Source organism: Paludisphaera borealis, assembly GCF_001956985.1.
GTDB lineage: Bacteria > Planctomycetota > Planctomycetia > Isosphaerales > Isosphaeraceae > Paludisphaera > Paludisphaera borealis.
On the sequence record NZ_CP019082.1, the window covers coordinates 4241957 to 4266267 of the forward strand.

General features: G+C 66.6%; 19 protein-coding genes. 5 read left to right on the forward strand and 14 right to left on the reverse strand.

The features are described 5' to 3' along the window. Positions 1-27: 27 nt before the first annotated feature. Both BSF38_RS16565 and gyrA read right to left on the reverse strand, forming a co-directional pair. Complete coding sequence (locus tag BSF38_RS16565; protein WP_076347428.1) at positions 28-690, reverse strand: PEP-CTERM sorting domain-containing protein; 663 nt, start codon at positions 688-690, stop codon at positions 28-30. A gap of 393 nt (positions 691-1083) precedes the next feature. After that, complete coding sequence (gene gyrA, locus BSF38_RS16570) at positions 1084-3765, reverse strand: DNA gyrase subunit A (RefSeq protein WP_076347430.1); 2682 nt, start codon at positions 3763-3765, stop codon at positions 1084-1086. A gap of 515 nt (positions 3766-4280) precedes the next feature. Between gyrA and BSF38_RS16575 the strand changes: the two genes are divergently transcribed. Both BSF38_RS16575 and surE read left to right on the forward strand, forming a co-directional pair. After that, complete coding sequence (locus tag BSF38_RS16575; protein WP_076347432.1) at positions 4281-5726, forward strand: GntP family permease; 1446 nt, start codon at positions 4281-4283, stop codon at positions 5724-5726. Between the two features lie 534 nt (positions 5727-6260). Beyond that, complete coding sequence (gene surE, locus BSF38_RS16580; RefSeq protein ID WP_076347434.1) at positions 6261-7022, forward strand: 5'/3'-nucleotidase SurE; 762 nt, start codon at positions 6261-6263, stop codon at positions 7020-7022. Positions 7023-7216: 194 nt separating this feature from the next. Here the strand turns inward: surE and BSF38_RS16585 are convergent, their stop codons facing one another. After that, positions 7217-8680 (reverse strand): MFS transporter, encoded by a 1464-nt coding sequence (locus tag BSF38_RS16585; protein WP_083712998.1) that lies wholly within the window; start codon positions 8678-8680, stop codon positions 7217-7219. 87 nt (positions 8681-8767) lie between these two features. Further along, positions 8768-11383, reverse strand: a complete 2616-nt coding sequence (locus BSF38_RS16590) for a glutaminase domain-containing protein (RefSeq protein ID WP_076347438.1) — start codon at positions 11381-11383, stop codon at positions 8768-8770. Between the two features lie 258 nt (positions 11384-11641). Here BSF38_RS16590 and BSF38_RS16595 point away from each other — a divergent pair, with 258 nt between their 5' ends. Continuing rightward, positions 11642-12493: a metallophosphoesterase gene (locus tag BSF38_RS16595; protein ID WP_076347440.1), complete on the forward strand. Its 852-nt coding sequence runs from the start codon at positions 11642-11644 to the stop codon at positions 12491-12493. 180 nt (positions 12494-12673) lie between these two features. Beyond that, on the forward strand, positions 12674-12937 hold the full coding sequence (locus BSF38_RS16600) for a hypothetical protein (protein ID WP_237170490.1): 264 nt from the start codon (positions 12674-12676) through the stop codon (positions 12935-12937). Positions 12938-12943: 6 nt separating this feature from the next. Here the strand turns inward: BSF38_RS16600 and BSF38_RS16605 are convergent, their stop codons facing one another. The 9 genes from BSF38_RS16605 to BSF38_RS16645 form a co-directional block, all read right to left on the reverse strand. Further along, on the reverse strand, positions 12944-14026 hold the full coding sequence (locus BSF38_RS16605) for a polysaccharide deacetylase family protein (protein WP_237170491.1): 1083 nt from the start codon (positions 14024-14026) through the stop codon (positions 12944-12946). Between the two features lie 26 nt (positions 14027-14052). After that, the gene (locus BSF38_RS16610; RefSeq protein ID WP_083713000.1) at positions 14053-14742 is read right to left on the reverse strand and encodes an O-methyltransferase; all 690 of its coding nucleotides are present in this window, start codon (positions 14740-14742) and stop codon (positions 14053-14055) included. A 190-nt stretch (positions 14743-14932) separates the two neighbouring features. After that, positions 14933-15295: a DUF1493 family protein gene (locus tag BSF38_RS16615; protein ID WP_145952170.1), complete on the reverse strand. Its 363-nt coding sequence runs from the start codon at positions 15293-15295 to the stop codon at positions 14933-14935. 53 nt (positions 15296-15348) lie between these two features. Then, positions 15349-16410, reverse strand: coding sequence for a hypothetical protein (locus BSF38_RS16620; protein ID WP_076347448.1), 1062 nt, complete (start codon positions 16408-16410; stop codon positions 15349-15351). A 160-nt stretch (positions 16411-16570) separates the two neighbouring features. Then, entirely contained in the window at positions 16571-16783 is a 213-nt protein-coding gene (locus BSF38_RS16625; RefSeq protein ID WP_076347450.1) for a hypothetical protein, read from the reverse strand. Positions 16784-17079: 296 nt separating this feature from the next. Continuing rightward, positions 17080-17922 carry a class I SAM-dependent methyltransferase gene (locus BSF38_RS16630; protein ID WP_076347452.1) on the reverse strand — a complete coding sequence of 281 codons (843 nt, stop codon included), beginning with the start codon at positions 17920-17922 and terminating at the stop codon, positions 17080-17082. Between the two features lie 286 nt (positions 17923-18208). Then, positions 18209-19342 (reverse strand): cellulase family glycosylhydrolase, encoded by a 1134-nt coding sequence (locus tag BSF38_RS16635; RefSeq protein ID WP_076347454.1) that lies wholly within the window; start codon positions 19340-19342, stop codon positions 18209-18211. A gap of 321 nt (positions 19343-19663) precedes the next feature. Further along, complete coding sequence (locus tag BSF38_RS16640) at positions 19664-21268, reverse strand: DHA2 family efflux MFS transporter permease subunit (protein ID WP_076347456.1); 1605 nt, start codon at positions 21266-21268, stop codon at positions 19664-19666. 14 nt (positions 21269-21282) lie between these two features. Next, positions 21283-22758, reverse strand: a complete 1476-nt coding sequence (locus BSF38_RS16645; protein ID WP_083713001.1) for an HlyD family secretion protein — start codon at positions 22756-22758, stop codon at positions 21283-21285. A gap of 303 nt (positions 22759-23061) precedes the next feature. Here BSF38_RS16645 and BSF38_RS32680 point away from each other — a divergent pair, with 303 nt between their 5' ends. Next, positions 23062-23709 (forward strand): GyrI-like domain-containing protein, encoded by a 648-nt coding sequence (locus BSF38_RS32680; RefSeq protein ID WP_210405610.1) that lies wholly within the window; start codon positions 23062-23064, stop codon positions 23707-23709. On the opposite strand, the gene BSF38_RS16655 is transcribed toward BSF38_RS32680, so the two are convergent. Further along, entirely contained in the window at positions 23627-24265 is a 639-nt protein-coding gene (locus tag BSF38_RS16655) for a hypothetical protein (RefSeq protein ID WP_076347459.1), read from the reverse strand. The two genes, BSF38_RS32680 and BSF38_RS16655, sit on opposite strands and share 83 nt — an antisense overlap. Between the last annotated feature and the right edge of the window lie 46 nt (positions 24266-24311).

Sequence of the window (24311 nt, forward strand, 5' to 3'; positions counted from 1 at the left end):
TGGCGATCGGGTTGAACCGAAGGCCCCTTACTCCGCGCGTCCCTTACGTCCACGCCAGGCCAGGGCGGAGAGCAGGCCGACGCTGAGCAGCACGGCTGAGCCGGGCTCGGGGACCACCGCCGACGCGATGCCGCCGGCTACATAATCGACGATCGTGTTCGTCCGGTCGATGACGGCGACGCCGTAATCGAGCGGCGGCCCGCCCGGCCACGTGCCGTTGCTCCACAGATTCACGAGGTAGCCGTTGCTCAGCTTGAACACCATTCCATAGACGTCCAAGTACCCCCCGAAACCCGGGTAATCCTCGCACACCCACGGCGACCCGCCGGGATAGAGCAGGTTGTCGTAGGAGGTTCCTCCGCCCGGGTGGGACGGGTTCGTGACGGCGATCGAGCTGAAGCTCACAGGGAAGAGCCCGCCCTTCGGCGGGTTGACGGGGTCGATCGGCAACAGCCCGACGATCGTCACGTTGGAGAGCCCCAGGTTCGAGTCCGAGAAGGTCCCGCTGACGTCGGTGATCGCGTACGAGCCGGCGGGATCGCCCACGACCGTGTTCGGTCCGTAGGTCAGGAGGCCGGAGCCGCTGACGCCCGCCCCGTTGAAATTGAAAGCGACCACGCCCGCCTGAACCCTGGGCCCGGAAATGAGCGCCGCGGCCACGGCGACGATGGCCAGAAGCTGATGTCTCATGCGTCTCCCTCGACTTTGGTGTGCATCCGACTGTTTGATGCGGATGAGTCGCGGAATTTCACCATATTTATTAAGGACGATCAAGGCAAAAGTGTCGAAAGGCCGAGAAGCGTTTGTAAAAAACCGAGGCGAAATTCGGCGTGCGAGCAAATATGTAAGACGTTAGCATGGGTTGTCGATATAATTGTGTTGAATTTAAAGTGAAATCGATTGATTTGGCGCGGGCGCGATCCGGGGAGGGGCCCCCGCCTCCTCGCGATTCGGGCGTGGGCCGCATCCGTCCTGGATGCGCCGGGACGGCCGCATCGATGGGAATGATCGCCGAAAGCTGAAGAATTCTCGATTCAATGGGACGCCGGGCCGCCGCGGCGGGCCCGGCCCCCGGCCTGGGCCTCACGCCTCCGGTTCGTCGTCGGCTTCGGGCTGGTCGTCGATGTGGTCGCTGGCTTCGGCTTCGGCGACGCCGTCGTCGATGATGTGGCCGTCGACGTCGCCGTTCTCGGCCCTCAGCGAGTCGGCTTCGAGGGCGTCGAGCGCTTCGAGGGCGGCGGCGGCGGCGAGTTCTTCCTCGGGGAGCTTGGCCAGGCTGCTGACGGAGTGGCCGTCGTCGAGGCGGATCAGGCGGACGCCCTGGGTGTTGCGGCCGATCGGGCGGGTGTCGCCGACCCGGGTCCGGATCAGGATGCCGCCGGTGGTCGTGATCATGACCTCGTCGGCCTCGGTGACCTTGGTCACGGCGACCACGCGGCCGTTGCGGTCGCTGGTCTTGATGTCGATCAGCCCCTTGCCGCCCCGGTTCTGGGACCGGTACTCGGTGAGCATGGTCCGCTTGCCGTAGCCGTTCTCGCAGACGGTCAAGAGGCTCGCGGGGTCCTCGCCGCCGTTGGCCACGACCATGCCGACGACCTCGTCGCCCTCTTCCAGGTTGATCCCCCGGACGCCGTGCGCGGGGCGGCCCATCGAGCGGACGTCGGACTCGTCGAACCGGATGGCCATGCCCTGGCTGGTGCTCAAGACCACCTGGTCGCCGGCCTTGGTGCGGGCGACGCCGATGAGCTGGTCGCCTTCGTCGAGGCCCAGCGCGATGATCCCCCGGCCCAGCGGGCGGCGGAACGCGGTCAGCTCGGTCTTCTTGACGGTCCCCCGGCGGGTGACCATCATCAGGCACTCGTCCTCGCCGAAATGGCGGACCGGGATCAGGCCGGTCACCTTCTCGCCGTCGGAGAGCTGGAGCAGGTTGACGATCGCCCGGCCGCCGGAGGTCCGGGTCGCCATCGGCAGGTCGTACACCTTCAGCCAGTAGACCTTGCCCTTGTCGGTGAAGAACAGCAGGTAGTCGTGGGTCAGGGCGACGAACATGTGTTCAAGGAAGTCGCCCTCGCGGGTGTTGGTGGCCGCGATTCCGCGCCCGCCGCGGCCCTGGGCCCGGTAGGTCGAGGGCGCCTGGCGCTTGATGTAGCCGTCGTGGGTGACGGTCACCACCATGTACTCCTCGCGGATCAGGGCTTCCTTGTCGTAGTCGCCCAGCTCCTCGTCGGAGATCTCGCTGCGGCGCGGGTTGTCGTATTTGGCCTTCATCTCCTGGAGGTCGGCGCGGATCATGTCGAGGATCAACTGCTCGTCGGCGAGGATGGCCTCGTAGCGGTCGATGTCGGCCTTGAGCCCGACGTATTCCAGGGCGAGCTTGTCGGCTTCCAGGCCGGTGAGCCGCTGGAGCTGCATCGCGAGGATGGCGTCGGCCTGCATCCGGGTCAGGCTGGCCGACTGCTTGGCCTCAGGGTCGTTGAGCGCCCGCTGGAGGATTTGGGCCGAGACCTCCATCGCCATCAACCGGACGCGGGCCTCGGCCGGGTTGGCCGACGTCCGGATCACCCGGATGATCTCGTCGATGTGGTGCAGGGCGATCAGCAACCCCTCGACGATGTGCGCCCGCTGCCGCGCCTGACGGAGCAAGAACCGCGTCCGGCGGCGGATCACGTTGATCCGGTGCTCGACGAACAGCCGCAGAAACTCCCGGATCGGGAGCGTCTTGGGGCGGCCGTCGACGAGCGCCAGCATGATGACGCTGAACGTGTCCTGAAGCGGCGAGAACTCGTAAAGCTGGTTGAGGACGACGTTGGGGTCCTCGGCCTTCTTGAGCTTGACGACGATCCGGACCGGCTGTTTGCGGTCGCTCTCGTCGACGATGTCGGAGACGCCGGTGATCCGGCCGTTGTTGACCAGGTCGGCGAGCTTCTTGAGCAGCGGCTCCTTGGTGAGCTGGTAGGGCATGTCGGAGAAGACGATCTGGGAGCGGCCGTCCTTGAGTTCTTCGACGGTGGAGCGGGCGCGGAGGATGACGCGGCCCCGGCCGCTGCGGTAGGCTTCCTTGATGCCCATCCGGCCGCAGATGGTGCCGCCGGTGGGGAAGTCGGGCCCGGGGATGTGCTCCATGATCTCGTCGAGTTCGATCGCCGGGTTGTCGATGTACGCCATCAAGGCGTCGCAGACCTCGCCCAGGTTGTGGGGCGGGATCGAGGTCGCCATGCCGACGGCGATGCCTCCCGAGCCGTTGACCAGCAGGTTGGGGAACTTGCCGGGCAGGACGCGTGGTTCCTGGTACTTCTCGTCGTAGTTGGGCTGGAAGTCGACGGTGTCGTAGAGGATGTCTTCGAGCATCTCGGCGGCGACCGGGCTCAATTTGGCCTCGGTGTACCGCATGGCGGCGGGGGGGAGGCCGTGGATGCTGCCGAAGTTGCCCTGGCCGGTGATCAGCGGGTGCCGCATGTTCCACCACTGCGCCATGCGGGCCAGGGTGGGGTAGATCGAGTTGTCGCCGTGGGGGTGGTAGCGTTTCATCGTCTCGCCGACGATGCCCGCGCACTTGCTGGTGGACGCGCCCGGGGTCAGCCCGAGGTCGCGCATGGCGACCAGGATGCGCCGCTGCGACGGCTTCAGGCCGTCGCGGACGTCGGGCAGGGCCCGGCTGATGATGACCGACATCGCGTAGTTGAGGTAGCTCTCCTTCAGCTCCTCCTCGATGTCCAGCGGGAAGGGGGCGAGCGGGGCGTTGGCAGGTAGTTCGGCGGTACTCACTGTGGTTCCGATCCCTCGACAAACCTCGACCGCCGCGACTGCTGGACGGTCCCATTCGCAAAACGTCGATTTTACCCGATTCGGCCCCCTTCACGCAACCTTGGCGGCTTCCTCTCGGTGCGTCTTTAAGTTCAAGGCCGCCAAGACGTTTTGAGCTGCGGCGCCTGGGGCGTCGCCCGCGCTTCACCCCGCCGTCGGCTGGTGGCCGAATCTCGTCGATGGGTCGTGCGTCGAGATCACCGAGAAACGCATCCGGAGCGGGGCGTTCCGGGGGGCGGCGGCCATCTGAGAGCGTCTGGAACATCACGACGACGCCCTCAAGCTGTTCGAGCGGCGGCGGCGAGATTCGTTGCATATTCGTCCAACAGCCTGGCGGCCCTCCCCGAGTGGGCTTATTCTCGACGTGATCTCCAATCGCCCCCAGTCGGTGCACCGTCGCCTCCCGCGCCGCGTGCTCGGGCCGCCTGCGAGGCGGCTCGACCGGCGATTTCGATTTGATGATTGAGGGTGGCGCCATGGGACTCCTCGGGATATTGCTCGCGCTCGCACTGTTGATGTGGCTGGCCTTTCGAGGGTGGAGCGTGCTGCTGGTGGCCCCGGCGGCCGCGCTGCTGGCCGCGGCGATGTCAGGCGAGCCACTGCTCGCCCATTGGACGCAGACTTTCATGGGGGGGGCGTCTCGCTTCGTCGCGCAATGGTTTCCCTTGTTCTTGCTTGGCGGGTTGTTCGGCAAGCTTATGGACGACAGCGGCTCGATCACCTCGATCGCGCGTTATTTGACCGAACGGTTGGGGACGCACCGCACGATGCTCTCGGTCGTGATCGCCTCGGCTGTGGTCACCTATGGCGGCGTCAGCGTCTTCGTCGCCTTTTTCGTGCTGGTACCCATGGCGCAGGAGATGTTCCGGGCCGCGGACATCCCGCGCCGGTTGATGCCGGCCACCATCTGCCTTGGCGCATTTACGTTCACCATGTCGGCGCTCCCGGGATCGCCATCGATCAATAATGCCATTCCGATGCCTTACTTCGGCACCACGCCCTTCGCCGCCCCCGGCCTCGGTATCATCGCGTCGATCATCACTCTGGCTTTCGGGATGTGGTGGCTCGGCCGCGCCGAAGCCGCCGCGCGCCAGGCCGGCGAGGGCTATGGCGGCGGTTTGTATGTCGCTCCCGCCATCGACGAGAAGATTCGCGAGCATGCGACGGCGGCAGGCGAATTCGATCCGGCCGAGATACTCCACGGCAAGCGCTGCGACGGCGGGCCATCCTTCGCCCTCGCCGTGCTGCCTCTCGTTCTGGTCATCGTCACGAACTTCCTGATGTCACTGGTCGTGCTCCGGCGTCTCGACTATTCATTCCTGGCCGAGAAGGCGTGGGGCGGGATCACGATCGGAGCGGTGGCCGGCACATGGTCGGTCGCCGTGGCGCTCGCGGTCGGCGCCCTGACCGTCGTCGTCGTCAACTACCGGCGTCTGCCCGCCCTGCGCGAAAGCATGGACGCCGGCGCCAATTCTTCGGTCTTGCCGGTCCTGACGATCGGCAGTCTCGTAGGCTTCGGCGCCGTGGTGGCGGCCATGCCTGCGTTCGCGGTGGTCCGCGACGCGGTGCTGTCGATCCAGGGAGGGCCGCTGGTCTCGCTCACCGCCGCCATGAACGTGCTCGCCGGGCTGACCGGTTCCGCCTCCGGCGGGATGGTGATCGCGCTCGACGCACTCGGCGACACCTATATGCGCCTCGCCGCCGAGCAGGGCATCGATCCGGCGCTGCTGCATCGCGTGGCCACGATCAGCTCAGGGACACTCGACGCCCTCCCTCACAACGGCACGGTCCTGACGGTGCTCCAGGTCAGCGGACTGACGCACCGCGAAAGCTATTTCGATATGGTGATGACTGTGATCGTCAGCGTGATCATCTCATCCCTCGCCGTCATTGTATTGGGCTCGGTGTTTGGGTCGTTTTGACGACGGGGGGGGGCGCCTGCGGGGCTGCAACCGGAACCCTGTGGGTGGCGGCTTGATCGGGGGGGGTCCCCTTTTGATGGATCGCGAGGCCGCAAGCCGGCCGGCTCCTTACTCGGCATTCGTAGCCTGTTCGTGGGTGCTGACGCCCTGTCTCAATCCCGCCCGCCGATCTGGAATCCGCCCCGTCGCGTCGGGCGGCGGCGTGCGACGTCTTTACGGCGTGCGAGTCGGGACCTCTTCGTCGCCTCGATGTTCTGCAGGCACAAGGCGATAAAAGGACGTGGGTTACGCCTATTGAAGCGGTGTTGGGGTTGGGGGACGAACCCGGGGGATGGAGCCTCGGCTCGCGCCTTCGCCCCGCCCCCGGCGGTTGACGCTGATCGACCGGGGCCGTTACGATCGGCGTTGAAGTCGGGACGCCCTGGCGCGGACGCGACGAGACGACGGGCGGGGCGGGAATCGATCGGGCTCACACTTCGGCCTTGGCGGGATCGTCGCGATCCCCGCTTCCTCTTCGGGACGCAAAGTTTTCCCATGCATATTCTTCTGACCAACGACGACGGCGTGTTCGCGCCCGGCCTCCGCGCCCTCCGCAAGGAGCTGATGAAGCTGGGCGACGTCACCGTCGCCGCGCCGGCCCTGGAGCAGAGCGGCGTGGCGCACACGATCACGCTCTTGACCCCCCTGGTGGTCAAGCAGGTGGACGACGACGACGGCACGACCCTGGGCTGGTCGATCGAGGGCTCGCCGGCCGACAGCGTCAAGCTCGCCATCTGCGAGCTGATGGCGCGTCCCCCCGACCTGATCGTCTCGGGGATCAACTCCGGGGCCAACGCCGGCATCAACGTGCTGTACTCCGGCACGGTGGCCGCCGCCATCGAAGGGTCGTTCTTCAAGATCACCAGCATCGCCGTCTCGCTCGAACTCGCCGAGCACTTCGACTTCCCCCACGCGGCCAAGCAGGCCCGCAAGGTGATCGAGCAGATCCTGGCCAACAAGCCGGCCAACGGCTCGCTGTTCAACGTCAACCTCCCCGCCCACTCGCGCGGCGAGCCCAAGGGCGTCCGCGTCGTGCCGATGGGCCTGGGCCGCTACGGCGAAGGCTTCGAACGCCGGCAAGACCCGCGCGGACGCACCTACTACTGGATGACTTACACCCCCCCTTACGACCTCAAGGGGCCCGAGACCGACGTCACCGCCCTCTGCGACCGCTACATCACCGTCACCCCGCTCCACTTCGACATGACCCGCCACGACGTCATCCCCGAAGTCGCCAAGTGGGATTGGAAAGACTGACCGTCTCGCCGAAAGCCGAGGCGCGCGAGCCTTCTCCCCGAGCACGGGGAGAAGGTGGCCGAAGGCCGGATGAGGGGCGATGCGACGGCTTGCGCGCCCCCTCTCCGCCGCTGCGCGGCACCTTCTCCCCCGGGAGGGGAGAAGGGCGAAAGGGACCGTGCGGCGGCTTGCTCGCCCACTTATGCCCGCTTCCCCTACACCTCGACCGCGACTTCGGGCTTGGCGGCGGCGCGGGCGGCTTGGCGACCGATGCCGAGGCGGAAGATGATGCAGGCGGAGATGACCATCGAGGTCGAGAGGATCCAGATGCCCAGTTGGTACGAGTTGGTGCTCTGCTTGAGGACGCCGAGGATCGTCGGGCCGGCCAGGCCGCCGAGGTTGCCGAACGAGTTGATCAGGCCGATGCTCGCCGCCGCGGCCGACTGCGTCATCAGCATGCTGGGAAGCGTCCAGAACGCCGGCAGATAGGCTTTCAACCCCGTCATCGCCACCAGGAACAGCGTCACGGTCAGCCACGCCGGGTTGCCCCGAATCGCGGCGAAGGCCAGGGCGGCGGCGCCGATCACGATCGGCAGCGACGCGTGCCACCGGCGCTCGTTCATCCGGTCCGAACTCCAGCCGACCGCAAGCTGGCCGAGCAGCGACCCCACCGGCGGGATGATGACGAGCCAGGCGATCTTCGAAACCTCGAACCCGTACCAGTCCTTGAGGATCGACGGCATGTAGAACTCGATGCCGTAGTTCCCGGTCACCACGAAGAAGTAGGCCGCGGCCAGGATCAGCACCTTGGGGTGCCGGAGCGCCTGCATGACCGTCATGTGGCCCTTCTCGCCGGCCTCGTCCCGCTCTCGGTCGAGTTCGGATTGCAGGGCCTCGCGTTCTTCTGTGCTGAGCCAGAGCGCCTGGTGCGGCCAATCGGTGAGCCTCACCAGCACGATGAGGCCCAGGACCACCGCGGGAATTCCCCAGAAGATGAAGATCCACTGCCAGCCGACCAGCCCTAGGATCGGCGGCTTGTCGCCGACGCCGATGTTGATCAGCCACGCGGAGACCGGCGGCCCGAGGATCGTGGCGATCGGCGACCCCACGAAGAACCAGGCCAGCGCCCGGGATCGGTCGCGGTGCGGGAACCAGTGGGTCAGGTAGACGATCACCCCCGGGTAGAACCCGGCCTCGGCCACCCCGAGCAAGAACCGCACGGCCCAGAACTGGAAGACGTAGACCGAGCCGTCCTGCTTCAGGCTCGACGCGTCGCCCCCGAACGATTCGACCAGGCCCGACAGCCCCCGGAGCATCGCCTCGGCCGGCCCCGTCACGCCGGGGATCCGGCAATGCACGAACGCCGTCATCGCCGCGACGATTCCCCACGAGACCAGGATCCGGCTGATCCACTTCCGCGCGCTCCAACGCTCGACCAGGAGCGTCCCGGGGATCTCCAGGATCAGGTAGCCGATGAAGAAGATCCCCATGCCGAAGCCGAGGACCGACTCGGTGAACCCGAGTGAGTGCAGGTCCTCTTGCATCTGGAGCTTCGCGAAGCCGACGTTGACCCGGTCGATATAGGCGATCACGTAGCCGATGAACAGGAGCGGCAGGAGCCGCCAGTACGCCTTGGACACCGCTCGATCCAGGGCGCTGGGAGAGGAGGGGGACGACATGGAGCAACCTCGAAAAAAGCGTGCGCGGCGGGAGAGAACTTGGGCGCCGCGGCTCCCGTCTTGGAGCCCGCGGCGCCATGGTGGGAATTACGGTTCGAGCGTCGCCAGGCCGAGGTCGATGTACTGGCCTCCCGCGGTCTGGCGGCAGTGGACGGCGATCACATTGGCGCCCGGCTTCAGGGCCTTGAGCGCCTCGGGGCTGATCCGCTTGAGTTGGTAGTCGGACGAGTAGCCGCCGAGCTTGGCGGCGGCGACGCCGTTGATGGAGACCTCGGCGTCTTCGTCGTGATGGATGAGCAGTCGCAGGGCGTCGCCGGCGTCGATCGCGGCCTGGGGGACGTCGACGACGCGACGGAGCCAGATCTCGGGGCCGCTCCAGACGGTGCGGACTTCGGCGCCGGGCGTTCCCTTGGTGCCGAATCCCCCTTCGCCTTGCTTCCAGGCCTTGTCGTCGAAGTCGGCCGCGGTCCAGCTCGCCGCTGGGGCCTGGACGACGTACTTCCAGACCGACGCCGCGTCTTGGGCCGTCGGCACCAGCGTCGTGACTTTCTTGCGAACGGGCAGGGGCGCCCAGTCGGCGTCGAGCCCCTTGGCGTTCTCCCGGGCCAGCGCGAGGTTGGCGTCCCAGTAGGGCCTGGCGTCGGTGAGCGCGCGGATGAAGATCCCGCCGATCACCGGCCGGGCGTGGAAGCCGGCTTGCTTGGCGGTGTCGGTCCAGTACCAGTCGGAGAACGGCACCCGGTCGGGCGTCTCGTCGGCGAACTTGTACAAGGGGTCGACCAGCCGTTCGAAGCCCGCACGGTCGGGCGCCAGCGTCGCCGTCCAGACCAGCCAGTCGCTCTTGGTGAACGCCTTCCGCGAGTCGAGCGGCAGGCCGTACTTGTTGACCACGCCGGCGTAGAACGCCAGCTCCTTGGCGGCGACCTCGGGCGGGAACACGCCCAGGTCGAGGATCTTGTCCCAGACCAGGTTGTACTTCTGGCTCCAGCTCGGCGCGGGGTCGAACGTCAGGCGGTAGTGGTCGCCGGCGGCGGCCATCTCCATCCACTTGCGGGCGAGGCCCTTGGTCAGCTCGTCGTAGTGCTTGGCGACGTCGTCCTCGCCGCGCATCGCCGCGAGCTTGCCGTAGCAGGCCATGCCGATGATCGCCTTGATCGACAGGTTCGCGTTCCGCGCCAGGTGGCCGGAGAAGTCGTCGGTGCAAAGCTGGTTGGCGGGGTCGAAGCCGTGCTCCTCGCAATACTTGGCCCACTGGGTGAGCTGCGGCCAGTACTTGCTCGCGAAGTCGGCGTTCTTCTCGGTCATCGCGAGCGCGGCGATCATGATCAGCATGTTGCCGCTTTCCTCGACCGGCATCTGATCGACCTCGGTCCGCTCGCCGCCGCCGTAAACCTGACCCGTGGCCGCCGGGTACGTCCCCACGTCGTGGGGCGCGAACGGGAACTTCCACCGCGGCGACGCCGCGTAGTCGAGCACCGGCACGAGCGACGCCTTCGCCAGGATCGGGCTGAACAGGAGCAAGTGGGGGAACTGCGGGTAGATCACGTCGACGGTGCCGAGGCAGCCGTTGGACGAGTTCTCTTTCGAGAACCAGAGCGGCATTCCCTTGGAGTCGGCCGCCAGCGACGCGCCCGCCAGCGACTGCCGATGCGCGAGCGCCCCGAGCTTGGCGTAACGCGGTCCGCCCAGCTCTTCGAGCACTTGGTTGAGCCGGGAGTCGAAGTACGCGCAATATTCGTCGTAGGCCGCGCGTCGCAGGTGGTGCCGCAGCAAGAGGGCGACGAACGGGGTGTCTTTCTCCTTCGCCCGCCAGTAGCTCGTCAGCCATTCGTCCATGTAGTCAATGGCGTATTGGTCGTCGTAGGCGAGCATGGCGAAGGTGGTGACGGGCGTTCCGGGTTGGACCTGGCCCAGCGCGGTGACCAGGGCGAGCGTCGACGCCTGGTCGTCGGCGCGTCGCGGCTTGCGGTCGTCGTCGCGGGCGGGGAGGCCGCCGTCCTTGGCGAAGGCGTCGACCAGCGCCTTGTCGGCGCCGGCGGCGAGGATCGTCCGCTCCTGGCCCGAGCCGAGGTAGATCGACCCCCAGTCGATCCGGGTGTTGTCGCCTCGGCGTTCGAGGATCGGCTGATCCTTGGTGCCAAGCTTGAGGGCCTTCACCGCGCCGAAGCTCTCGCGCGACCAGACGACCTCTTGATCGGCCGAGTTGACCGCCAGCCGGCCCGACGCGCCCAGGAACACCGAAACCTCGTGCGGCTTGCCGTCGCGGCTCTCGACCTTCCAGACCACGTATGTGACGGGGCTCGCGAGCATTTCAAGGTTGTACGGGACCGCCAGGCCGAGGAACGTCAGCTCGACGCCGACGGAATCGGACTCGAACTTGTAGATCGTCCGCGTCGCCCGGACCTCGACCGACGTCTGCTTGAGCGCCGGAATCCCCTTCGGCTCGGCGCCCATGATCCGGTGGGTCTGGCCGTCGATGCGGATCAGGCCCGTGAGCGGCTGGGGCGTGAGCGTCCAGTGCCGGGTGTCGTCGTCGGTCAGGCGGTCGGCGTTCGACCAGACGCTGAAGTAGGGATCGTGGGCGATTAACGGAACCGACGGCGGACGGAACGGCTTCGGTTCCTCGGCCTGGGCCGTCGCCGCGCCCAGGCAAACCAGATAAGCGCCGACCACGGCGCAGAGCGTGCGTAAGGGAGGGTTCATGGCGTTCTCGCAGGAGGGCTCGTCAAAACGATGTGACTCGATGATAGTTCGACCCTCGCGACGGAACCACCCCTTCGCCGGGCCGAAGCGCGGGTTTCGTAAATCCCCGAGGTGAGCGGTGCGTCGTCCATCAGACTCACGTTGAGCCTTCATCCGTCGCGTCTTGCAAACATGCCTTGCCGTCCCGGCGGTCTTCTGGAGAATGAACGTGACGTCCGGCCCGGGGGATTCTTCCACCACGCGAAGGGGTGCAAGGGCATGACCGACGAGTCGAAAGAGGTCGAGCGAATCGATCGGCGGAAGCTGCTCAAGCGGGTCGGACTCGGGGTTTTGGGAATGCTCGGCGTCGGGACGGCGTATCCGATGCTGGAAGCGCGGATGTGCCAGCTCTCGCGCCGGGTCGTCGCGTTGCCCAAGCTGCCGCCGAGCTTCCGAGGGCTGACGGTGGCGTTGCTCACCGACCTCCACCACGGCCCGTTCGTCCCGCTCGCCTACATCCGCCACGTCGTCGACCTGACCAACAGCTTGAAGCCCGACCTGATCCTCCTGGCGGGCGACTACGTCTCCGTCAACCCCCGCTACATCGCCCCGGTCTGTGGCGAGGTGCGGCGGCTCGAAGCGCCCCTGGGGCGGTTCTCAGTGCTTGGCAACCACGACCACTGGGAAAGCACGTTCGAGTCGAAGGCCCAGCTCGACCGCGCGGGCGTCGAACAGGTCGATAACCGAGGGACGTGGCTAAGGCGTGGCTCCGACCGCTTGCGGATCTGCGGCGTCGGCGACCTCTGGACCGATCATCAAGATCTCCCATCGGCCCTGGGCGACGCCGACGAGGACGATGCGGTGATCCTGCTCTCGCACAACCCCGACTTCGCCGAGAGCGTCCGCGACCCGCGCATCAGCCTGATGCTCAGCGGCCACACCCACGGCGGCCAGGTGGTCGTCCCCGGCTTCGGCGCGCCGTTCTCCTCCTCGAAGTTCGGCGCCAAGTACCTCGGCGGCCTCGTCCAGGGCCCCGCATGCCCCGTCTTCGTCAGCCGAGGCGTCGGCACCACCGGCCCCCCCGTCCGCCTCCTCTGTCGCCCGGAAGTCGTGCTGCTGACGCTGACGTGAGCACGTCACGTCGGGGGGCGATTGATTGGAAACGTGGTAATGTCTCGGGTCGAGGCTTTGGTTGTCGGCCCCCTCGGTATCGACTAAAATCGGAGTGTCGCGAGTCGTCGTAAACCCGTAGCGCGAGTGTACGTCATGGCCACCGAAACCAGATCCCTTCCTGGAAGTGACGCGGCCATCATGTCCCGCCTCATCAAGCCAGACGACGACGATCTATCGGCCGAGGCGGCGAAGTCGCTGCTGAGGCTTCGCTTTGATCCGCGCGACCTGGATCGAATGCACGCGCTGGCGACGAAGAACCAGGACGGCCGACTCACCGTCGATGAGCAAACCGAGATGGAGAGTTACCGCCGGGTCGGATTCCTGCTCGACCTGATGCACTCGAAGGCCCGGCGGTCACTGAAGAGGCGTCAGGCGGGGGAGATGGCGGAAGCGCGGTCTTGACCGCGCTCACAGCCACGACTTCCCCAACGCCGCGTGAATCGCCGCGCGGCTGCGGAGGAGGGCGGGGGTGTCGCCGGCGCCGATGTTGAGACGGCGGAGGGCGAGGGGGGCGAAGTCGGGGGCGTCGAGGTGGTTGACGCCTTCCAGGGCGGTGAAGCCGACCGTGTAACCGGCGTCGGCGGCGAGTTCGATCGTCCGAGGGGTGAACGCGCCGGGCCAGCCGTAAGGGTAGGCGACGGTCTTCACCGGGCGGCCCACGGCGGCTTCGAGGATCGTCCGCGAGAGGGCGAATTCCCGGCGCTGAAGGGTGTCGGGGAGCGTCGCCAGCGCGACGTGGCCGTGGCCGTGCGAGCCGATCGTGTGGCCCCGCGCTACAAGCCGCTTCAGATGCTCCCAGGTCATGAACAGATCGCGGCCGAGGGTGGGGGAATCGACGGCGACCTTGGCCTGTGCTTCGAGCCGGGCCAGGAACGCGGCCTGGTCGGGAACCTCGCCGGCCAGGACCGCGCGGATCACGCGCATGATCGCCTCGGTCCGCGCGTCGGGCGTCGGGTCGGGGCCGAGTTCGATCGTCAGCGGCGAGGCGTCATCATCCGTCCGCTTGAGGACCAGGCGCGGAGCGGGCGTCGTCTTGAGGCAGTAGGCGACGTGGTCCCACCATGGCAGCCTCGGGCGTTCGAAGAAGTCGGTGGGGATGAAGAACGTCGCGGGGATTTCCAGCTCCTGAAGGATCGGCAGGGCGGCGTCGTGGTTGTCGCGGTAGCCGTCGTCGAACGTCACCATCGCGAGCGGCTTGCGGCCGTTCGCGACCGACGCGCCCCCCGCCAGATCCTCGGGCCGGACGATCTGGAATCGGTCGCGGACCATCCGCATCTGGTCGCGGAACCCTTCGGGCGTCGCCGAGATCACGGGATCGTAGTACGGATCGGCCCCGACCCCGCGCGGGGCGATCCGATGGTACGTCAGGACGACGAGCGTCCGCCGCGCCTCGGCGAGCCGCTCCAGCAGCCGGAGGCCGCCCGTCGCGCCCAGAGATCGGGCCAGGAAGTCGCGCTTGTTGGGAATGCTCTGGAACAGCCGCGCTGGCAAGGGAAGGTCGCTCCGGATCAAGAATATCAGCGCTTTTTGATGGTAATCCCCAGCCCCGGCCCGTCCATGAGGACGAACGAGGTGTCGAGGTCGGGGTTGGTGGTGACGGCTTCGAGGTAGCGGGGGTTGGGGGGCGGGTAGTGCATGTTGTGGGCGAGGATCAGGCCGCCGGGGCGGACGAGCGGGAGCAGTTCTTTGAGATAGCGGTCGTAGCCGTCTTTCTCGGCGTCGATGAACAGGACGTCGATCGGCTCGGTGTTCTTGACGGCAGTCTCGTGGGCGTCTCCCTCGACGACGACGATGAGGTCTTCGACGCCGGCCTTCTTGAAGTTCGCGCGGGCGACGGCCAGCCGGCCGGGGTCGATGTCGTGGGTGTAAAGCTTGCCGCCGGTCTTCCGCAACGCGAGCGAGAACCACAGGCCCGACTCGCCGGTTGACGTCCCCAGCTCGACGACCCGCCTGGCCCCGACCGCCTCAACGAGTTGCCGCATCAGCCGGCCGTCGGCCTCGGAGACGTTGGCGTAGTGCTCGCCTTCCCGCGCCGCGACGATGGCTTCGAGAATCCGCTTCTCGCCGTCGTCCTTGGCGACGGCCGGCTTCTGGTAGTTCGGCGCCGGTTCGTGTCGTTGGGCGAGGCTCATGGCGGGCGCTCCGAAGAAAAGGGCTCCGGTCAAGCAGACGGCAGCCGTCGCGCGGCGGGTCGTTCTCATTCTCATCGTGTCGGCTCCCTCGGTGATTCGTCGCTCGTGAACGTGAACGTCGGGATTCGCCCCTTTAGTATGGCGACGGCCCCTGCGCGGGGCCACCCCTGGCCATGGATCGTCGCCTCAGCCGTGGCCGCTGTTGGTTGCCTTGAGGCGTCGATTGACTCTGAGGGGCGAAGTGTGAATGGAACGAGTCGGACTCTCAGAGTCGCCACTTCTTGGACTCGGCAGCCTCGATCAAGTCCCGAACCGTGATGGGAGTCAATCCCCGCGCTTCGTTCGGCTCCTGCTTTCGGAGAATCCCGAGTCCCTCCAAGGTCGCTCGAATGAGGGCGGAAAAGGGAAAGAACAGGTTGGCGCTGGCTTCCGGGCCGAAATGCTTGGCGGCGGCGAAGCCGGATAGATCGACCTCGAGTTCCTTGCCGAACGATTCGATCAACTCCCAGCCATCGGCGCCGTCCACGCCCAGAGCATCAAGGCCGGTATCCAGGTCCAGTCGCTGCGGATCAACAGAACACTCTCTGCCGAGGAACTCTCTGACTCGGGATCCCATGTCGTGATTCAATGGGCCGCTCCGAAGCCGTTTGCAGGTGACGAGCGCATCGAGCACAGAAATTCTCACGTGTACGCATAATCCCCTTCGATCGGCGTGAACTGGAACGGCCGGTCGCGGGGGATCAAGCGGTTGGGATCGCGGAGGTGGAAGTCGAGAGGGTGTCGGGCGACGTAGCCGGCGCGGCGGAGACCCTCGGTCGTCCAGGGGGTGCCGGTGTAGGCTTCGGCGACGTCGGCGCCCTGGCGCGCCAGCTCGCGCGAGAGCAGCTGCGCGGCGGTGTGTCGGAGGTCGGGGTCGGCGTCGTCGAGCAGGCAGTCGACCACCTTGCCCACGACGATCTGCGTCCGAGGCTGCGGCAGCAGATTCAGCAACGCGAACCCGCGCGTCCGGCCGCTCGGGTCGCGGAAGACGAAGCCCGACATCGCCTGGCGCGGGAACCGGAGGAAGTAGTTCAGCCGCTCGGGCGTGCGCTCGGTCAAGACCGCGTGCGCGGCGGCCCGGCTCGCGATATCGGCGACCTCGGCGCCGAACGTCGAGGCTGGAACCAGTTCGAGCTGGCTGCGGATCGGTGCCGGCCGGTTCAAGTAGTGCTTGGCGAGGTCGCGGGCGATGCGGGCGGCCTGCCGAGGCGAGCCCAGGCCGCTCAGCCGCGCCCACCGCGCGGGGCGGAGCATCCGCTGATAGACCCAGATCGGCGGCAGAAGCTCGTACCCGCTGCGCTCGGCGACGTCGCGGCCCGCGCGGCTTCCTCCCAGCCCGAACTGAACCGAGGCGATCTCGTTCACCTTCCGCATCAGGCTGACGCCGACGCCCCGCCGGGTCGGCGAGCCCAGCCAGTCGATCATGTGCAGGGCCGGCACGCGGCCCCCGGGCGCTTCGATGGCCGAAGACGTGAAGGCCGTCGGACAGATTCCCAGATGGCCGACGATCGCACCGGACTCATCGCGCGCGACGTAGCTGCGCGGCTCGGGCTCCTGGCTGTCGCCCATCGATTCGAGGTACTTCCAGCGGAGCACGTCGGGCGCGGCGAAATCGGCGTCCGCCGCCGCGCCGAAGCCCGACGTCAAGAACCGACTCAGGGCGTCGAGGTCGTCCGACTGCAACGGCCGGATGTCGCGGGTCATGAGAAGCTCCGGCGCTTTGCCGATGAGTTGTATCCGTAGGGCGGGCGCCGCCCACCATCTTCTTAAGATGCGCCAGAGCCGCCCGAAGGTGGGCGATGCCCACTCTACGAGGGATTGGGAGAACATCGCTGCTTGGGCTGGAGACCGCTGCAGCGCGAGGTTAGCCTGTGGGCTTCGGCTTGCTGCACGCCAGATAGAGGCCCGCGAGGATGAGCAGGATGCCGAAACCTGGCATACCGATGATAGAGGAATCGCCAGCGGAAAGCCGCTGGCCGTCCGGCCAGGTTATCGAGATGAGGAGGAACCACAAGAGCATCAAGACGACACCGCAGGTAGAGGAAAGAATGCCGGCGATCTTGAAAACCCATTCCATCGAAGCCACCTAACAAGTGATTAAGTGGAAAGAAAAGGAGCGATTTCAACGACCTCCGGCAACAAAACGAGGGATACAGATAACGCAACGTACATCCCTCAAGTTTCGGAAGACTGCCGCCTCGAACTCGCCTCGGGACGGGAAGGCAGAGTGGTCGTCGAAGTTCCAGGGTATCTCGTCGAGCAGGAACTTCGGGAAGGCCAGGTTCATGTGGCCTCCTCCGCCGCCACGGCGAATTGTGATCTCCCATAGTCCAACAGGCGGCTGTCGTGCATTGCAGCGCCTGGTTCGGCCGCTCACCCCGTTGAATAGATCACATGTGCCACCTTGGCGTCCGGACCGATCCGCTCTTGCTCCGCCTCCTGTTGGGCCTGGAGACAGCTCCGGTACTCGGTGCTGATCTCCCGTAGGCGAGCCATGTCGTGGTCCCATTTCAGATCGTCGCTGGCGTACTCACCAGTGCGGGGGATCATGGGCTGGCCCAAGACAAACATGTGCGGGATATTTGTCTTGTGAAGCTCCTGCCGATGCCACCGGTTCAGCGCCAGCAGCGGCACCACGAACCCGCCGTCCTGCAACGCCTGCTCCAACTGATCCCGTCGCTCCCCCTGAACGTTCATGGTGTCGAAATAGGCGTACCGGCCCTTGAGGAGTGCCTCCGCTTGGACGCCAGCGATCCGCACCATGTCCTCCACCGGGAACGCCTGGAACGCCTTGACGTTGATAATGAGGTCGAACGCCTCCGGGCGGAACTCGGTGCGGAAGTCGTGCAGTTCGGCAGCGAAAGAACCGGCGGGATCGGCCGGGCCGAGTCGCCCCATCAAATCGGCGAATTCGCCCGCCTTGCTACGCTGGAACTGGATCGCCACCGGCGACACATCGGTCGCGACCGCCTGCAACCCGAAGTGGGCGAGGAGGCGGGCGAGCGGTGACAACCCGCACCCCGGAACCCAGACGGCCCTCCACCCGCGCGACTTGAGATCTTCGGCGAGTTGGGGCAACTGCTCGGCCCCGATCGTGCCGGTTTCAAGGTCCCACGGGTCGCGCTTAGGGCGTTTCAGCTTCGACTCGTAATAAGCATTCCAGCCCGCGTGGTCGTTCCAGTTTTCGGGCATCCGCACTTCGCGCTTCTTCGCCACCCGAAGCCCCCTTCGGCCGAAATCGCGCCCTCAAAAAAAAGAGTCAAATCATTCTACACCAATCGACCTCTTCCTCGCGGCCTGGGGCATCGTTTACGAAGCTGAAATGCCGGCGCGAGTAAGGGAGGGCAATTTCCGTTAACCGTACAAAGAGTACATAATCCCCACGCTCACCGAGGAGCGATGGGGAATAGATTCTTAAAGCGTCTCGTGCCCGGTGTCGTAGATTCCGCCTCCACCGCACCGAAAACAATCATCGAGGGAGCCGTACGACGGCTCGACTTCCTCAAACCTTCTTCCCGACGCCCGTGACGGATCGGATGTAATCGACTTCCTTGGCGTCGTAGGGCGTTCCGTCGGTCCGGAAGACGTCGTGGAACCAGACGGGGGGCTCGGCGAGGTAGCGCTTCTGCCACGAGTCCCAGGGATAAATGGTCTGGGACTTGCCGTCGACGAAGCCCCAGTTGTAGGCGCCGACGCCTTCGCTCTTGAGGTAGGCCAACAGCGGGTCGAATCGGCTGCCGGCGGGGCGCGCCATGTACTCGGTGCAGAGGATCGGCCGGCGGTAGCGCTTGAGGGTCTCGACGTCGCGCTTCAAAGCGTCGAGCTCGTGGTAGTTGTGGAAGCTGATCACGTCGGATTGCTCAAGCATGAACTTGTTGATCGGGCTCAAGGCGTCGGCCTTGGTGAGGTCGCCCGACCAGACGCCGGCGGTCAAGGGCTGATCGGGGTTCGCCGCGCGCGCCCAGGCGAACGCCTTGCGCAAGAGGGCAAGCGCCATCTCGGCCTTGTTCGGGAGTTCGAGGCGGCCGTAGCTCGACTTGTTGGGGTTGTCGGGCTCGTTGAACAGGTCCCAGGCGTGGACCCGGCGGTCGTTGCGGAATCGACTGACCACGCCGGTCACGTAGCCCTTCAGCTCGTCGTGGCGGCTGGGGGCGGCGAGGATCACCCGGCCGGGGCTCTGGACCCACCCCGAGTTGTGCAGCCCCCGGCGCGGGGCGGGCTGCTTGCCGGCGTGGGGGTAGGGGTCCCAGACGCCGTCGAACAGCACGAGCATCACGCCGATGTGGTGGCGGTCGGCGACCTCCAGGAACTGGTCGATCCGCTTCAAGAAGCCGTCCGAATCCTGCTCCCAGGGGATGTGGTGCAGGAACACCCGCAGGCTGTTGAACCCGAGCGACTCGGCCCAGCCCAGTTCGCGGTCGATCGTGGCGAGGTCGAAGGTGTCGGCCTGCCACATCTCAAGCTGGTTGATCGCCGTGCTCGGCGCGTAGTTGCAGCCGACTAGCCAGGGATGCTCCTTGGCCCATGCCGCGGCCTTCTCGACCGGCCAGGGGCCGTCAGCGGCCCGAGTCGACGAAGCCAAGCCGAGGGTGAACGCGAGGGTTGCGATGATTTTTGGGAAGAGGGCGCGTTTCATGGCGGGTGCTTCATTCCAACCGTTGAATGACAGGGTGGGCGTTGCCGACATCGCCGCAGTTTACGGGCTGCTACGGCGGCGAATCAATCACCCGCCGCCGCTCGACCGAATCCCCGACGAACCGCCCGCGTCGATTTGCGTTTCAAAAGACCCGTGGCATAATACAGCCGACCGAGGAACGCAGCGTCGCCCGGCCGGCCCGACCCTTCCTCCACGAGACACATCGACACACTCCCCAGGTGGGCGGGGCGCCAAGGACCAGGTGCGCCACGCCCGCCTTTATTCTATTGCGACTTCCGCCCCGCGATTGCAGCGGGATCGCTATTCCGCGGCGAGGTGCGCGCCTTTCTCGGCCACGGCTCGCTTCATCAGGAAGACCAGGGGGACGAGCGTCAGGGCGAGGACGGCGAACGCCCAGAAGCAGTCGAAGTAGGCCAGCGAGAGCGCCTCGCGATTGCGGACGTCGGAGACGCGCTGCCAGGCCATCACCGTGGCCCCGGCCGGGTCGCCTGTCATGCCGTAGAACGTGGTTCGCAGCTCGCCGAAGGCGTCGGCGAGGTTGGGGTTGAGCGGGTCGAGCCACTCGCCCAGGCGCTCGACGTGGAACTGCTCGCGACGGTCGCGGAGGGTCTTGGCGATCGACGTGCCGACGCTCCCCCCTTCATTCCGGAGCAGGGCGAACAGGCCCACCGCCGCGCCCCGGAGTCGAGGATCGAGCGACGCGTAGGCGGCCACGTTGAGCGGCGTGAACAAGATCGACAGTCCGACGATCTGGACGACCCGGGGCCAGACGACCTGCCAAGGGCTGATGAAGAGGTTGAGCTGCGACATCCAGTAGCAGCCCGTCGCCATGACCAGCGCGCCGACCAAAATCAAGGCGCGCGCGTCGACCCCCCGGCTGAGCAGGCCGACGACGACCGGCAGCATCATCAGCGAGAAGAAGCCCGCCGGCGAGAGCACCAGCCCCGCGTGGACGGCGTCGTAGCCGAACAGGGTCTGGAGCATCCCGGGGAGGGTCGTGGTCGACCCGAAAAGGACGCCGTAGGCGCAGAAGATGATCACGGCGCACGCCGCGAAGTTGCGGTCGGCCAGCGGCCGGAAGTCGACCACCGGCGATTCGACCCGTAGCTCCCACCAGACCGCCAGCGACAGCCCGCCGACGACCCCCGCGACGAGCAGGTGGACGCGGTGGAACGGGTCGCCGAACCAATCCCATTCCTGGCCCTTGCTGAGCACGATCTCCAGGCTGGCGAGGCCGATGATGATGAGCCCCAGCCCGATGGTGTCGAACCGGATCGGCTTGCGGAGGAACTCGGCGCGCTGCGCCTTGAGGTAGGGAGGATCTTCGAGCACCGCGGCGCACATCGCGAGCGCGAGGAGGCCGGTGGGGACGTTGATGAAGAAGATCCAGCGCCACGTATAGTTGTCGGTGATCCAGCCCCCGAGGGTCGGACCGAGGATCGGGGCGATCAGCGTGGCGATCGCGAAGACGGTCATCGCCGCCCCTTGCTTCTCCTTCGGGAACGAGTCGAGCAGCACTCCCTGCGTGCAAGGCTGGAGGCCGCCGCCGGCCAGCCCCTGGAGGATCCGGAAGAGGATCAGCGATTCCAGGTTCGTGGCCAGGCCGCAGAGCAACGAGCTGATCGTGAACCCGGCCACCGAGAGCAGGAAGTAGCGGCGGCGTCCGAAGAAGGTCGAAAGCCAGCCGGAGAGCGGCAGGACGATCGCGTTGGCCGCGAGGTAGCTCGTGATCACCCACTCGCTGTCATTCGAAGCGGCCGAGAGCCCGCCGGCGATGTAGCGGAGGGCGACGTTGGCGATCGAGGTGTCGAGCACCTCCATGAACGTCGGCACCGTCACCGCGACGGCGATGAGCCACGGGTTCACGGCGCGGAGCGTCGGAGTCGGGCGTCCCGGTTCGTCCATATCGCGGCCTCCCCTCACTTCGAAGGCGTGGGGGCGGACCGTCGGACGTCCTGCAGCCTCTTGCCGGCGTCCGGCCCTTGAGGCGGCTCCTTCACGAACACGTAGGGGGTCGCCGAGAGCCCCGCGAAGAGAGGGTTCTGGTCGGGGTCGTAATCTTCCAGCTCGATGCGGACCGGCAGCCGCTGGACGACCTTGACGAAGTTCCCCGTAGCGTTCTGCGCGGGCAGGACGGCCAGGGTCTGGCCGGTCCCCATTGTGAAGCCGGTCACTCGGCCCCGGAACAACCGCTCCGACCCGTACATGTCGACCTCCACCTCGGCCCGCTGGCCGATCCTCAGGTCGGCGAGCTGAGTCTCCTTGAAGTTGGCGTCGATCCAGATCTCGGTGAGCGATCGGACGGCGAGGACCGCCTGACCGGCCTGTACGTTGTTGCCGGGATTGACGTTCCTGCGGGTGACCACGCCGTCGATCTCGGCGCGGACCTCGCAGTAGCGGAGGTTCAGCTCCGCCTCGGCGGCGTCGCGCTGGGCCTGGGCCAGCTTGGCGTGGGCCTGTCGGACGGGCGGGGAGTCCGGGACGATCTTCGCCAGCAGGCGATCGATGTTCCCCTCCTTGTCGCGGCCGATGAACTCCTCGATCGCCCCTTTCGGCGTCTGGGTCGAGGAGACCAGGGGAAGGCCGACCTGCGCGACGCTCTGCACCAACTGGGCGAGCGCCTCGCGGACGCCCGAGAAGGTCTGGTTGAGGTCGGCGGGGACGCTCGCCAGGTCCCCGTTTTCGGGGAGGGGAGGGAGGCCGAGCGAGACCCGGGTCTCCGAGACTTCCTCTCTGGCCTGGTTGGCCAGGGCGTCGGCGACCCGCTCGGCCTCGCGGCGCTGGTCGAACTCCTCGCGGGAGATCGCCGTGCGGTTCAAGAGCCCCTGGGCGCGGCTGAGGTCGGCCTTCGCGCGGTCGTGGGTCGCCTCCTTGCTCCGGAGGGCCGCGACCCGGGCTCGGAGCAGCGCCACGTCGTTGTCGACGTGCTCCATCGCCGTCTGGAGCTTCCAACGCTGCCCGCGGAGCACGCCCAACGTGGCCCGCACCTGCGCCTCGGCGGCCCTCACGTCGGCCTCGGCGTTGGCCACCGCCGCCTTCTTGATGTCGAGCAGCACCTGGTACGGCTCGCGGTCGAGTTCCACGAGCAGGTCCCCCTTCGAGACCCGCATGTTGTCGTCCACCAGCACCCGCGCGACCTGGCCCGGAACGCGAGGCGCGACGAAAGTAACGTGGCCGTTGACGTAGGCATCGTCGGTGGACGCCGTGTTCAGCATCCTCCAAACGATCGGCGTCAGCCACCATCCGACCGCGACCAGCGCCGCGAGCCCCGCGACGCCCTGCGCGATCCGTCGCCGCGACGGTTTGTGAATCGGCGGGAGCGGCGCCTCCGTGGGCGGCGAGACCGCCGCCGTCTCGGTCGCGGTCTCGGAAGACGCTCCTTCAACGGGACTCATAATCGTCCTCCCCCGCCGGAATGGCTCACCCATTCGACGCTCCGCCACCGATCGCCTTCCAGGGCGCATCGCCGGCCGCTTTTCAAATATTGATGCGGGGAGGTCCTAGGCCGACGCGATGTCGTCCCAAGGCGCATCCTTAAAACTCTCTCAAAGTCCGACGCTCCGCACCATCCGAAACCGAGCTTGGCTGCGAAATCTTGTCGCGTTACGCCTCGGCTCGGGTGGGCGAAGCTGTCGCCGATGGAGCGGGCGCTCAAGACGGCGGCCAACTTCCGCGACATGCGAGGGATGGACGGCTCGATGGAGTACGACGTCCGACTCGAACAACTTGGCAGTCGCGCGCTGGCCGTTGTGCGCCGTCAGGCGAGCACTCGCGAACTGCCCCGGATCGTTCCAGACGCCTGCGGCACAGTCTGGAACGTCGTCCGCCCCCAACAGGTCACAGGGGCAGGGCGGCATGTCGCGGTTTACTGGGACGATCAGATCAACCTTGAAGTCGGTGTGGAACTCGCCGCTCCATTCGCCGGGCATGGCGAAGTCGTCGGCTCGGCCACCCCAGCCGGTCCCGTGGCCACAACGACCCATTACGGGCCGTACGGCCAGCTCCACCGGGCGCACGAGGCGATTCGCCGATGGTGCGGGAGCAAGGGGTACGCGTTGGCAGGTCCCAACTGGGAGATCTACTGGTCACTGGAACGACGAATGGAACTGCGATCCTACCAAGATCCGCACCGACGTCTTCCACCCGCTTGTTGCGGACGGGAGTTCAGCCGCCGGACCCGGCGCGGCGGCAGACGGCGGGGCTTGATTCGTTTATGGGACTTGAAGCTCTCCGGCGCCCCGCCGGCTTGCACGGCCGATGGATTCACCGCGCGCCGCGGCCCGAACGCATACGACGATACCATCCGCAACCGCCAGCCGAGATCAGGCCGCCGAGCGAAGCCATGACCAGGGCGCTAGGCTCGGGGATGGTCGCCGACACGACCGTGACCACGGCGTCGGCCGCGCTAGTGGGATCCAGGACGTCGCCTTGCGCCGTGATAAAGCTTGACCCAGGCTCCAGCGTGGCCACGCTGACGTCCGTGCCGCCGAGCGACTGGCCCGTAAAAACAAAGGTTCCCAGAAGCAAGGGACTGGACAGGTCGCTGATCCCCAGCAGGGAGACCAATCCGAGGTCGACCAACGTGTTCGAGCCGTTCGTGGAGATGTTCACGGAACTGGCGTCCCACACGGGGGCGGGGGTGACGTCGGTCGCCACGCCGACCGTCGCCGCGCCTGTGGTTGCGAACGTCAGCTCGATGCCCGCGGACAGCAGTTCATTGCCCGCACCGACTTGAGGCCCGTCCGGCGTCTGAGAGAGGAAGACCTGGACCGCCGTCGTATTGCCGACGCCATCGATGGTGTAATAACTCTTGTCGAGCGAGAGAATCAGAGCCGCCGAGGCGGATTGTGCAAGAACCAGGGGCAGTGTAACGATAAGAAAGGCGATTTGAATTCGGTTCATCTTGGGTGCTCACTAACAGACGAGTGGTTGGGGATTGCCAGGGGGG